This window comes from Pseudomonas sp. MF08817, assembly GCF_059862705.1.
Genome location: NZ_JCBCUY010000009.1, coordinates 1 through 12,656, shown reverse-complemented (window position 1 = coordinate 12,656; position 12,656 = coordinate 1). Strand labels below are relative to the sequence as shown.

General features: G+C 63.5%; 12 protein-coding genes. 1 reads left to right on the top strand and 11 read right to left on the bottom strand.

The genetic code is table 11. The annotated features are described in order from the left end of the window. Positions 1 to 34: 34 nt before the first annotated feature. Positions 35 to 1,360, bottom strand: a complete 1,326-nt coding sequence (locus AC19YR_RS07405) for a sigma-54 dependent transcriptional regulator (protein ID WP_095108203.1) — start codon at positions 1,358 to 1,360, stop codon at positions 35 to 37. A 354-nt stretch (positions 1,361 to 1,714) separates the two neighbouring features. On the opposite strand from AC19YR_RS07405, the gene AC19YR_RS07400 reads away from it, so the two are divergent. Continuing rightward, complete coding sequence (locus AC19YR_RS07400) at positions 1,715 to 1,981, top strand: hypothetical protein (protein ID WP_095108202.1); 267 nt, start codon at positions 1,715 to 1,717, stop codon at positions 1,979 to 1,981. A 137-nt stretch (positions 1,982 to 2,118) separates the two neighbouring features. On the opposite strand, the gene AC19YR_RS07395 is transcribed toward AC19YR_RS07400, so the two are convergent. The 10 genes from AC19YR_RS07395 to AC19YR_RS07350 all read right to left on the bottom strand — a co-directional run bounded on the left by AC19YR_RS07395 (position 2,119) and on the right by AC19YR_RS07350 (position 12,289). After that, positions 2,119 to 3,099: a LysR family transcriptional regulator gene (locus AC19YR_RS07395; protein ID WP_500597782.1), complete on the bottom strand. Its 981-nt coding sequence runs from the start codon at positions 3,097 to 3,099 to the stop codon at positions 2,119 to 2,121. Between the two features lie 64 nt (positions 3,100 to 3,163). Further along, entirely contained in the window at positions 3,164 to 4,114 is a 951-nt protein-coding gene (locus tag AC19YR_RS07390) for a peptidylprolyl isomerase (protein WP_500597780.1), read from the bottom strand. Further along, positions 4,111 to 4,593, bottom strand: coding sequence for a YbjN domain-containing protein (locus AC19YR_RS07385; protein WP_500597778.1), 483 nt, complete (start codon positions 4,591 to 4,593; stop codon positions 4,111 to 4,113). Before AC19YR_RS07385 ends, AC19YR_RS07390 begins: the two co-directional genes overlap by 4 nt. A gap of 20 nt (positions 4,594 to 4,613) precedes the next feature. Next, a complete protein-coding gene (locus AC19YR_RS07380; RefSeq protein ID WP_500597776.1) occupies positions 4,614 to 5,261 on the bottom strand; it encodes a DNA repair protein in 648 nt (215 codons plus the stop codon). Positions 5,262 to 5,278: 17 nt separating this feature from the next. Further along, positions 5,279 to 6,973, bottom strand: a complete 1,695-nt coding sequence (locus AC19YR_RS07375) for a putative porin (RefSeq protein ID WP_500597774.1) — start codon at positions 6,971 to 6,973, stop codon at positions 5,279 to 5,281. A 42-nt stretch (positions 6,974 to 7,015) separates the two neighbouring features. Continuing rightward, entirely contained in the window at positions 7,016 to 7,720 is a 705-nt protein-coding gene (locus AC19YR_RS07370; protein ID WP_095108196.1) for an energy transducer TonB, read from the bottom strand. Between the two features lie 2 nt (positions 7,721 to 7,722). Next, complete coding sequence (locus AC19YR_RS07365; protein WP_095108195.1) at positions 7,723 to 8,148, bottom strand: ExbD/TolR family protein; 426 nt, start codon at positions 8,146 to 8,148, stop codon at positions 7,723 to 7,725. Between the two features lie 11 nt (positions 8,149 to 8,159). Continuing rightward, positions 8,160 to 9,986, bottom strand: coding sequence for a DUF2341 domain-containing protein (locus AC19YR_RS07360; RefSeq protein ID WP_500597772.1), 1,827 nt, complete (start codon positions 9,984 to 9,986; stop codon positions 8,160 to 8,162). 24 nt (positions 9,987 to 10,010) lie between these two features. Further along, positions 10,011 to 11,597, bottom strand: coding sequence for a ShlB/FhaC/HecB family hemolysin secretion/activation protein (locus AC19YR_RS07355; RefSeq protein ID WP_095108193.1), 1,587 nt, complete (start codon positions 11,595 to 11,597; stop codon positions 10,011 to 10,013). Positions 11,598 to 11,686: 89 nt separating this feature from the next. Next, the gene (locus AC19YR_RS07350; RefSeq protein ID WP_095108192.1) at positions 11,687 to 12,289 is read right to left on the bottom strand and encodes a transposase; all 603 of its coding nucleotides are present in this window, start codon (positions 12,287 to 12,289) and stop codon (positions 11,687 to 11,689) included. Between the last annotated feature and the right edge of the window lie 367 nt (positions 12,290 to 12,656).

Genomic DNA, 12,656 nt, shown 5'->3' with positions numbered 1-12,656 from the left:
CGATTCACGTCGCAGCGGGCCTTTTTATGCCCGTTTAGCGGATCTGGTGTTTGTGCAGCAGGCGATAAAAGGTGGGCCGCGACACCCCCAGCACCCGGGCGGCGACGCTGAGGTTGTCGCTGTGGCGGTTCAACACATCGCACAAGGCCTGGCGCTCGGCGCGGGTCTTGTAGTCTTCCAGGGTGCCCATGGGCGCGGCGATGGCCTGGTTGCTCAGCAGGCCCAGGTCGCGGGCCTCGATCTGCCGGCCTTCGGCCAGCACCAAGCCGCGGCGGACCCGGTTGGCCAGCTCGCGCACGTTGCCCGGCCATTCGTGCTTGCCCATGGCCACCAGGGCGTCCTCGCTGAAACTGCGGGGGCGGCGCCCGGTTTCCTGGCTATAGAAGTGGGAAAAATGGTTGGCCAGCATCCCCAGGTCGCCATGGCGCTCGCGCAGGGGCGCGGTGACCACTTGCAGGACATTCAAGCGGTAGTACAGGTCTTCGCGAAAACGCTTCCTCTCGATGGCCGCCTCCAGGTCAACGTGGGTCGCGGCCAGCACCCGCACATCCACCGGGATCGGCTGGCTGCCGCCCACCCGTTCGATGTGTTTTTCTTGAAGAAAACGCAGCAGGCTGGCTTGCAACTCCAAGGGCAAGTCGCCGATTTCATCCAGGAACAAAGTGCCGCCATGGGCGGCCTCGATGCGCCCGACCTTTCGCTGGTGAGCGCCGGTAAAGGCACCCTTTTCGTGGCCGAACAGTTCGGACTGGATCAGGTGCTCGGGAATAGCCCCGCAGTTGATCGCCACAAAGGGCTTGCTGTGGCGCTGCGATTGGCGATGCAGGGTTCGCGCCACCAATTCCTTGCCGGTGCCGCTTTCGCCACGGATCAGTACCGGCGACTCGGTGGGCGCCAATTTTCCCAGCAGCTTGCGCAGTTCGCGGATCGGCCGGCTATCGCCCAATAGCTCGTGTTCGGGCTCGTCGATGCGCACCGAACCCTTGCCGCGCAAGCGTGCCATGCCAAAGGCGCGACCAAGTGTCACCTGCACACGGGAGACATCGAACGGTAAGGTATGGAAATCGAAGAACCACTCGCAAACAAAGTCGCCAACGTTCTGTAATCGCAAGACTTCCGGGCTGAGCACGGCAATCCATTCGGTGCCGCTGCGGCTGATGAGTTCCTTGACCGCTTCGGGACGTTCCAGGTGAAAAGACTGCAAACGCAATAACCCGACATCGCAGGTGCGGTCACTGGCCGCTTCGAGGTTGCAGCTGTCGACGTCCCAGCCCACCGCCCGTAAACCGGGCAGCAGGCCATGACAGTCATCGCAGGGATCGACCACCAGTAGTCGGCGTAGGGCCGGCGCTTCGTTCATGACTGTTCCTTGGCGCCAAAATTAAGAATTGTGAGTAGAAACAGTGATTTGGCTAGCCCGGTTGTAACACTAGCAAGAACTTGACGCGCCCTTGTATCGATTGACTATAGCGGTAATAGCAAATACCTCTGTATTGGTTATAAGAATCCACGTCTGAAGTTACCTTGCGAAGCAAAAGCTTTCATTTAGCTTTCAATATTGTGTTTATAAACAGCCAAACGAAACAAACATGAAAAAACTTACGCTGAATGTGTGACCCGCCACCGGACATCAAGCATCAGTACAAGTATCCAGCCGCACGGTACGCCCAACCGACGGCACATCATTTGATTGGGCATACAGAGAGAAGACCCCATGAACGCCCCGCTCCGTTTCAACGAAGCACTTTTGATCGCCGGCCACGCATTTGAACCTTTCCAGTGCATCGCTTGGGCCCAACAAGACGGCAACGGTGAACTGAACCTGGCCGTTGTCGACCGCACCAACACCCACATCGGCCACCAGCAGATCCCGAGCAGCGCCTACCGCGACCCGGCCAAGCTGGCCGACCTGCTGACCCAGACCCGCGAGCAGCTGAGCCAGGAAGGCTACGCCCTCAAGCCCTGGACCATGCCGGCCTGATCTGCCTGCCCCTAAGTCGTAAGCGGGCTCGCCCGCGCTGGGCTGCGCAGGCGCCCTGAAAATGGATGGAGCAACCCACATTTTCAGGCGCGCTACGCACTCCAGAGCCGGATCGGCGCCCGAAGCCAACCCGCTTGCTACAACTCGAACCACTCTTTGCGCTCATTAAAGGTGTTGCGGATCAACTCCACGATCAACGCCACCGACTCGTGGTGTTCCACCCGCGCATTCGTCGCCATCCACACCTGCCGCGCCATGCCTTGGGCGAACAGCCCGGGCAATGCGGTCAAGCCTCGATCGAAATGGCTCATATAGGCCGGCAACAGACCGATACACGCGCTACAACGGATCATCTCCAGCATCAACTCATACGCCTGCACCTGCACCACCCCCGCCAGGCGCTGTTCCACCAATTCATTCCACGGCCCGAAGCTTTCGACCTGGGCATCTTGCTGCCATTGCACCAGCATGTAGTCGGCCAGGTCGTCGAGGCTGTCGGGCCGCGCCGCCACCCGCGAATAGCGCTTGGCAATATGGGGCAAATAAGTGAGCTCGGCCAGGCAAACCGGTGCTTGGGTGGCAAAGCTGGGGCCCGTTAGGGGCTGTTCCGGCTCGGCCAGCCATACCACCACATCGGCGCTGACAGCTTGCAGGGCCAGGGGGCTGTCCAGGGAGAGCACTTCCAAGCGCGCGCAGGCATTGCGCCGCAACAGGGCTATCAGGTCGCGTCCCAGGATGTCATGCAGAATCGACTCGGCCACCGCCAGACGAATCAGCGGCTGCTCGATCACCGGCAATTTGCGCTCATGGGCCAGGGCAATCAGTTGTGCCTGTAATTGCTGGCCTTCGCGGCTCAGGCTCAAGGCGCTGCCCTGGTAGCAGAACAGCGCCCGGCGCAGATGCTCCTCCAGCAACATCAGTTGCTTGCGCAACACGGTGGACTTGATGTTGAGACTGCGCGCCGCCTGCATGAAACAACCACAACGGGCACTGACCAGAAAATACTGGGCCACCTGTGGCTCGATCTCGGCGGCCAGCGCCAGCCAAGAGGCCGATGACTGCGTTTGGCCGGGATATTCGCCAGCCCCCTGACGTCCTGTGGGCTCGGTCAATGACATCGATGACTCCCTGTCGATCTTGTTGGTTTTCCATTGCGGCAGGTAAAGGCTACCGACAGCTGCGCTACTGCTTTTGCTCCAACACCTGGTTCAACACCGCTCCATCGATGCTCAGGGTGGCGCTATCGAGCATGCCTTCCAGGTAGGCCTTGGCGATCTGTTCCTGGCGCTGGGCCCTTAGGGCCTGGGTCAGGCGCTCGCGCACCTCTTCCAGGCTGGCGGTACGGGACGGTTGCTGCTCGATGAGTTTGAGTACATGAAACCCCGCCGCGCTCTGCACCGGCTCGGACACCCCGCCCACCTTGAACCGCATCACCGCGCTGCGAGCCTCCGGTAGCAGTTGCTGCAAGGGTTGCAGGCCGGTGTCGCCGCCGCGCTGGGCGCTGTCAGCGGCCTGGGAATATTGGCTCGCCAGGCTGGCGAATTGCGCGGGCATGGCCTGGGCCTTCTGGCTCAGTTCCTGGGCCTGCTTGCGCACTGCATCGAGCTCCTGGGGCGAAGCGAGCGCAAGGAAAATCTGGCTGACCCGGTACAGCGGCGGCGTCACCCAATCCGCTTTGCCCGCGTCATAGGCCTGCTGCAACTCGGCCTCGCTGGGGTAACCCGTTGGCACCTGGCTGACCGACTGCAAGTAATCGCGAAACACGATCTGCTCGGTGGCGGCGCGGGTCTGGCGCTCCACCTGCGGGCGCTGGCGCCAGCCTTGGGCGTCGGCCTGCTCCAGCACGGCTTTTTCCGCCAGGCGCGAGCGGATCCAGCCTTCGAGGGCCGGGCGGTTGGCCCGCAATTGCTCGCGTGACTCAGCAGGTAACGCGGCCAGCAGTTCCTTGAGTTCCTCAGGCGTCACCTGCTGGCTGCCCAGGCGCGCCACCGCTGGCTCGCCGACCGCCGTATGGGCCACCGGCGCTGGCGGTTGCCCCGCCACCGGTTCACTGCCTGGGCGCAGGCCCACGGCAACTGCCACCACCAGCAAGGCCAGCGCACCCGCGCCGGCCCACAGGGCCGTTTTGCTCACAGCGCGGTCACCTCTTCGGCTGGCACCTGCTCAGGTTCCTGGGCGCTGAGCTGGCCGGCGCTCTGGCTGTATTCACGCAGGTAGACGATGAACTCTTGCAGCAGGCGATCCCACAACTCCAGGCTCGCGCGCAGGTGGTCGGCGCTGACACCTGCGGCCACCACCACGTCCATTTCCATCACCAGGAATTCGCCCTGCACCGACAACCGGGCAAAGCGGCGCGAGGCGTTCCACAGCTCGGCCAGGCCGGCCGGCAATTGGCCTTGCACCCGCAGCGCGCAGCTGAAGGTGAAGTCCACGTACTCACCCGCCTCAGCGGCCGGGTTGCCGAAACGCACGGCGTAGCCGATGCCCTGACTGGCGCTGAGCAACTGCACAATGGCGTTCTGTTCGGTCTGGTTGACCCGGTAGCCAGCGCCTTGCAGCAACTCGGTCAGGCTCTGGGGGGAAACGCGGGTAATCAACTGTGCTTGGGTCATGGTCGTTGCTTCCTTACTGTTCATTGAGCAATCGCTGCCTGAGGGGCATCGAACTGGGTTTTGTAGAGGTCGTCGCCAAAGGTCTGGGCCATTTCTTCAAACTTGACCCGCGCCCCGCCGGCAAACGGCTGGCGGATGTTCATCACCTGGGCGACGTCGATGGTTTCGTAGGCGTGCAGGATGCTTTTGGCCACGCCGTACATTTCTTGATTCTTGGCCGAACATTGCTGCACTTGTGTGTCACGTTCAGTCAGTTGCGCCTGCAATTTGGCCCGCTCGGCCTCCTTGGCACGGGCCATCACCAGCAGTTCTTCATAGGCCTGCTTGAACTTGCCCAGTTGTTCGCTGCTGGCTGCTGCCTGAGCCTGGGCCCGGCTTTGCAGGGCGTCCTGCTGGCCGGCCAGTTTTTCGGCCGTGCCGCGGGCCTTGGCCAGCTCGGCGCTCAATTGCTTGATTTGCGCCTGGGCGGCCTTGGCCTGGGTTTCTGCCGCCAGGCGCGCGGCGCTGGCCTGGGCCTGTTCGCTTTGCAGCGCCTGCAACTGCGCGGTGGTGCTGCGCAACTGGGTGCGCAAGCGCTCTTCCATGCCTTCGGCGCTGGCCCCGCTGGCAATCAATACACCAGCGGCCAGCAGCAGGTAACTCCAGCGAGAAGTGGCGAGCCTGTTCATGGGTTTCTCCTGGCGCCTTAGAAGCGCGTGTTGAGTTCAAGCTGCAAGACATCGATATCGAACGGCGCGCCATACACCGCCTCCGAGCTCAACCAGCGGCCAGTGGCCGTGACGTTCTTGGCCAGGCCATAGTTGCCGCCCAGGAAGTAACCCTTGGCATTGGTGCCGCCCAGGTGGAAGGAGGAGTCGTTGAAACCGTCCGGCAAGGCATCTGGCTCGATGTATTTGTAGCCAGCGAAGAGGTTCCAGTCGCCCTGCTTCTTGAGTTCCAGGTCGTTGCCCAGGGTGAACTGCACCATCCAGGCATCGGCGCCGCTCTTGAGCTGGCCGTTGCTGTCCAGGTTGCTGACGATCTGGCCTTCGGAACGCTTGCGCATCTCGCCTTCGTCGTAGCCCAGGTTGTGCACGTAGTTGCCCTGGGTGCGCAACTTGAAGTCTTGCGGCAGGTCGGTTTCCCAGACCAGGTTCAGGTCCAGCAGGTTGAACTGCGAGGCCAGGCCGACAAACTGCGGTTGCGGCGTGCGCACCGGGTCCTGCGGGTTGGGCACGATGTCGCGCAGTTGGAACACGGTGTTGCCTTTTTGCATGAACGCCACGCGGCTGCCGTCGGTGTCGCAGCCAGGGTCGCCGGCCCAGGGTTCGCAAGGGCTGGAACGCTGGCCTTCGATGTCCTCGAAGCGGTAGTAGGCCATCGCACCCTTGAGGCGGTTGCTGGCGTTGATGGCCCAATTGGCGCCGATCTGCGCGCCGTACAGCCACTTGTTGTCGCTTTCTTCCTTGTCCTGGCCGTTGCTGGAGGCGGTGTCGTTGGTGTACTCCACCGGGAACGCGCCGACGGTGCCGAACACGCCCCATTGCTTGTTCAGCGCATGGTTGAAAATTGCCGCTACGCCGTCGAAGTTCAGGTCGTTGGAATAGAGCATGTCGGTGGAGAAGAACGGGTTGGCCACCCGCCCGCCGGTCAGGGTCATGTAGTCGGTGGCTTTCCAGGTCAGGTAACCCTGGTCGAGCCAGATGTCCTTCTTGCCAAAGCCGCCGCCCAGGGTTTGGGTGGTGGACACCGGGTTGTTGTCCGAGCCGGTGCCGATGCGGATGCCCGCGCTCCAGTCCTGGGCAATCTGCGCTTTCATGCCCAGGCGCGCCCGCAGGCGGAACAGGTTCTCGCGGTCTTCGCGGGTGTTGAGCAGCGGCGGCAATGTAGTGCCGCTGTCGGGGTTGACGTCGTAGGGGCCTTTTTCGTTGAGCTTGGCGTAGTCAAGGTTTTCGTTGCTGTTGGTGCCCGAGTAGTAGCGCGACTCATCACGCAGGCGGATATCGCCGTCAAAGCTGATGCGCGAGACCCAGTCCGGGAAGGTATTGGGCTGGGCCCAGTTTTCCTGCTTGGCAGTGGCCATGACCTCGGCCTTGACCTGGTCGCGGATCTGGTCACGCACAATCGCCGGCACGTATTGCACGCGCACATCTCCCCCCGCGCCGGTGGCGGCCACGGCGGTGCCCGCACTGGCGCTCTGGCGGGCCTGCACCGCTTCCTTTTCGGCCTGGGCGATCAAGCCTTCGGCCTGGTCCTGCTTGAGCACGCCTTGCTGCACCAGCAGGCGGATCAGATTGATCGTGGCGTTTTCCGAGGGCGCAGGCGCTGCCGCCGCGGGCCCGACCAGGGTCGCAATGACCAGGCCAACCGCCAGGGACAATCGATTCAGGTTGGAAATCATCTGCACACAACTCCTTTTGGCAAAGCTTAAAAAATAAGAGGGTTAACCCGGCCGTCGCCCTTGCAGGGACAGGCGGATGGGCATCTTCATGGTGGCCGGCGGGCGCTGGGTGAACGCCGGCGCGGCGCGTAAGGTGGCCAGGAGCTGGGCGTCGGTCTGCGGGTTGCCGCTGGTGCGGGTCAGCTCCACGCGGGTGACTTCCCCCACCGCGCTGAGCCACACATCGGCCTGCACCGCGTAAACCTGGTTGCGCAGTTCGGGGTTGTCGCGCAGCAGGCGCTGGAAACTCATGGCCAGGAACTGGCCGTAAGAGCCACTGCCCAACCCACCGCCGCCACCACCCGCCATGCCGCCGCCCTTGCCAGCACCGATGTTGAAGGCGTCGTTGCCGCTCTGGGCGTCGCCGTCGATCTGCATCGGGTTGGCCAGGTCGTCGGCCGGGGATGGCGGCGCCTCTTCCTCGGGCTTGACGTCCTCAGGCTCGGGCGTCGGTTCTGGTTCGACGACCTTTTCTTCCACCGGCGGTGTCGGCTCCGGCGGTTTTTCCGGGGGCGGCGGTGGGGGTGGCGGCAACGGAATGATGGTGGGGATCTTCGGCGCTTCGCGGCGGATCCCACTCATGTCATTGGCCCATTGCCACAGCAACCACGCGGCCACGGCGCCGAGCAAGAGGCCCGCGCCCCACTTGAGTGGGCGCAGGGGCGACTTTTTCAGCGGTGCTGGCTTGACAGGTAATTGTGCGGTCATGGTCAGCCCTGGCTCGGTTTGCCGGTAACCAGCCCGACCTGGGACAGCTCCAGGCGGCGCAGCAGGTCCAGTACCTCGATGACTTTCTGGTACTGCACCGTGGCGTCGCCGCGCACGATCACCGGGAAGTCCGGGCTCTGGGCCTTCTCGATCCGCAGGCGATCCTCCAGCTCTGCCAGGGTCACCGGGTAGGCGTCAAGGAACACCTGGCCGCCGTCGTTGACCGAAATGGCCTTGGTCTTGGCCTCCGACAGCGACACCGAGGCGCTGGCCTTGGGCAGGTTGATCTGGATGCCCGAAACCTGGGCTGTAGCGGTCAGGATGAACATCACCAGCACCACCATCAGCACGTCCACCAGGGGCGTGATGTTGATCGTGTCGACGGCCGCATCATCGTCATCGTCGTGGGAGGCGTTTACAGAAGCCATGGCTGTTTCCCTCAGGCCGACACGGGCGCGTTGAAGTGGTGGCCGCGACCATGGGCCGCTTCGCTGTGCTGGCTCTCACCGTGCATCTCCGCCAGGCGCGTGATGAACTCGTCGACAAACACGCGCATGTCGGCGCTGACTTCCTTGTTGCGGGTAATCAAGCGGTTGTAGCCAAACAGCGCGGGGATCGCGACGAACAGGCCCATGGCCGTGGCCAGCAGCGCCGCCGCCATGCCCGGGGCGATGGCATTGATGTTGACGTCGCCGGCCATGGCCGTGCCGAGGAACACCACCATGATCCCCAGCACGGTGCCGAGCAGGCCGATGTAGGGGCCGCCGGCGATAGCGTTGGACAGGGTTGAGAGCTTGGCGCTCAGTTGCTGGTTTTCCCGGGTGCGCACGCCGTCCATCGAGCAGCGGATGGCTTCGATGGTGGCCGCCGATACCGACGACGTGTCGGCGCCCTGGGCGCGGCGGGTGCGGATTTCCTTGACCGCCACCAGGTACAGGCGCCACAGCGAAGAATGCTCCAGGCGCGTGGCCAACTCGCGGTCGTCGGCGAACATCTCCAGGCGCGTGCCAACGTTGGCGAACTGCTCGCGGAAGGCCTCGTTGGCGTTACTCACACGGGTCACGGTGCGGTTCTTGCGGATCATGATGATCCAGGACTGGAACATCATCAGCACCAGCACGGCGATGATGACCCAGGCGTCCAAGGGCACCGCGTTGAGCAAGAAGCCCAGGCTGCCGAAGCCGAAACCGGACTGTTCTTCGTCCACGCCATAGGCCACCAGTTTCGACTCGGCGCCCTGGGACGTGGCATCGGCCAGCAGCAGCGCCGCCGGGCGCGCGACCTTGGACAGGCGCAACTCATCGATGGCACCGACAAAGCCCTGGTACACGCTGCTGTCGGGGTTTTCCACCGCCACCACCACTGGCAGGTCGGCGCCAATGGCCGTGGCCGAGTTGAACGCCGGCAAGGCCACCGCCAGGCTGGCGGCTTCGCGGCCATTGAGGTACAGCGTGACCTTGGCACCTTCCGCGCTCAGGGCCAGGTGCTGCCATTGGCCGGGGCTCAGGGCCTGGGTGGCGGCGCTGCGCTGGCCATCGATATCGATAAAGGGCACGCCCTGGTTCACCCCCACCAGCAGGCGATTGGCGCCTTCGCGGCGGGCCAAAAGCACTTGTTCACCGGGGGCCTGGTCCTGGCGCAGCCAGGCACTGAAGGTGAACGCGCCACCGGCGACCTGTTGCAGCGAAGGGCTGGCCGGCAACAGCAGCGGCTGGCCGTTGAATTGCAAAGCCCGGCCGATCACGCCATCGATGGCGGCACCGGTGGCGCTCTGGGCGGTGTTGCCGTAGGCCGTGGTGTCGCGGGCCGGGGTGCCGCTGGCGCCGTCAAAGTGATAGAGCGCGGTGTAGCTGGGGTCGAAGGTCAGTTGGCCGTTGCCACTGGCCGCGGCTTTCTGATTGCCGTAGTACATCCAGATGTCCTGGCGCTGGCCGCCCTCGACCTTGGGCACATCGACCCAGATCAGCGCCATGCCCATCAGCGGGTCGAAGCTTTCGATCTGGTGGTTGAGTACGGTTTTGTCGTCGGCGGCGACGAAGCGCAGGTCGGCGCCGTCTTCCTTGACCCCATCAAAAGTGAAGTTGCCGGTGTGCAGGCGCACCAGCAGCGCGGTACGGCCCAGGCTTTCGTTGATGGCCGCGCCCTGGGGTGTGGTGTCCACCGAAATCTGCTTGCGGTACTGCCAGTCGTCCTGCCACCAGGCATGGGCGGTCGCCGGGAGCACGAAGCCCAGGCAGATCATCAGGCTGATAAATAGGCGTTGCATCAAAAGTGCTCCTTGATAGGGTTCTCAGAACGTCGCTTGCAGGTTGAAATGCACGCGCGATTCCTGTTTCGAGGTGTTCGGGCCTTCCAGCAACGGGTAGCCCCAATCCAGGCTGCCGGACAGCCACTTGCTCAGGCTGGCGCGGGTGCCAAGGCCGACACTGGCCAGGCTGAAATCGGCCTCCTGGTCGGGCAACTCATCACGCAGGGACAACTGGGCGCCTTCGGCAAAGGCGTAGAAACGCCACTCGTTGACGTACTTGCCCAGGTACTTGGCCAGGGACGGCGTGCGCAGCTCCTGGGAAATCACATAACCGTCATCGCCGGTGCGCTCGGCCGCCAGGTAGCCGCGCACCGAGGTCGCACCACCGGCGCTGATCTGCTCGTTGGAAACCAGGGGCCCGGAGGCGAGTTGGAACGAGCCCTTGCTCGCGCTCTGCCAGTCGTTGGCGAAGGTGTAGGTGTAATCGGCGTCGCCCTTGAGCACGGCGAAACTGGGATTGGCGCGGTAGCGCTTGTAGTTGAATTCCTCGTCCGAACTGCCGTAGCCGAACAGCCCGCGGGTGCCGGCCACCAGGCTCAGGCTCAGGCCCAACTGTGAGGTTTCGGTGTAGCGAAAGCCGTTGTAGGCGAACGTGAAGGGCGCGTATTTGAGGGGCACCTTGTCGCTGCTGCCTGCAAGCGTCATCTGCTCTTCGAAGTCCTTGAAGTCCACCCCCACCGAGAACGAGTTGGCCCACACGCCGCTGGGCGGCAGGTTGTAGATCGCCGACACCCCGTAGGAATGGCCCTTGCCCAGCACGTTGCTGCCGCCGATGGTGGCCACGTCGCTGTCGGACTGGTAGCCCGCCAGTTGCAGGCTCCAGCGCTCGCTCAAAGGCGCGGTGTACGAGCCGGACCAGACCTTGGCGTTGTCCTGCTCCTGGGGCGCGGTGAAGTAGGTCAGGGAAATGGTGTGGCCCAGTTGCCAGAGGTTGTTGTAGCCCAGGCTGACCACGCTGCGCAGCTTCTCGGTGTCGGCGCTGTAGTCGTTGTTCAGGCCGACGCTGGCCTGCCAGGGGTTCTGGTCCTCGACCTGCAAATCCACGTCCATGGTGCCCGGGCGCTGGCCCTCGCGTACCAGGGGCATGACCTGGCGCCCGGCGCTCTTGTTGAGGTTGGCCAACTCACCCTGGACGCGGCCGAAGTCCGGCACCTGGCCTTCTTGCAGGGCTGGCACTTGGTCGCGGATCTCCACCGGCGAGTAGTGTTTGGCGCCCACCACCCGCACCCGGCCGACCTTGGTTTCACTGACCTGCAAGTAGACGATACCGTCCTCGACCTTCTGCTCGGGCAACTCGACGAACACCGACTGATAGCCGCGGCTCTGATAGACCTTCTGCAACGCCTCGCGGGCGCCTTCGATATCGCTCAGGGCCTTTTGCGGGCCGAGAAACGGGTACACCGCTTCCTCGATGGCCCGCGCATCAAGCACCGTGTTGCCGCGCACAAAATACTCATTCACATCCACCAACTTCGCCGGCGCTGCGCCCTGCCCGTCTTCTTCGGCCAGTACCGGTTGCACGCCCAGAGCCACCGCCAGGCAGCTCCACAGCGCCAGGCCGTTGCCCATCGTGCGCGGCCGCCCTGCCTTGAAAAATTGCTCCACACCGCCCCCTAGATTTGAAATGACCGGTGCCGCCCGCGCAGCGTGCGGCCCACTCAATGGCTTGATGCCGATGGTGTGGCGTGCCGCGACAGCCAGGTGTGCAGCAGCGCGAAGTTCAGCGAGAACTCCGGCATGTGCAGCAAGGCGCCACAGAACACTTCACCAATGATTTTGTGGATCAACTGCACCGCGTCCGGGTTGTTCAACAACGCGCCCAGGTCATGGCTCAGGACGTTAAAACCCCACACCTTCTGGTTCAGGTCCAGGCCGACGAACCAGCGGAACAGCAGGTTGTAATTGAGCTGCTCGTACAGCTGCTGCTCACCGGGCACCGAATAGAGCAGTTGCAGCAACAGGATCTGCACCAGAGTCTGCGGCGCCACCGACAAACCCGGCTCGGCGCCCAGCCCTCGCAGCAGTTCATGGTGCTCGTCTAGCAGCGCCTCGATTTGCGGGCGCAGCAACACCAGGGAGTGACCTGGCGGGATATAGCTGGCCACATCCTTGCGCGCGCCTTGCCAGTCGTCCTGCGAGACAATCCAGACCCATGGCGCGCCGTAGCGATAGACCGACACCGGGCGCTTGCGCGCGGCTTCGACGATCTTCGATAAGCGCTGGTCCAGCTCCTGCATCCCTACTTTCGAGTAGCGTTCCATAGTGCCCACTGCCTCACTCCCTGCTCCCTGTCATCGACAGGAAAACCGACCTAGCGGCCGCCCCAAGCGCTGTACATATCCATGACGGGCCTGGCCAAGTGCTACCGAACTTTTGTCATGAAAGCTTCACTTAGCGAAGGCGTGGTGAGCGGCAAGGGGCCAAGACTGAAGCCAGATTCCCCGTGCAACAGTGGGGAGCGGGCGAAGGGGCCGGAACAGCCTGGCTGTAAGGCCGCCATGGCGGGCCAGCCCGCTTCCACAGGGTGGGGCAAGGACCGATACCGTTCATCGCTACTGTCAGATCTGACAGTAGCCAGGCCGCAGGCTGCGGGTATGTGATGGCTTCACCCGCGCATCGAGCCTGAGA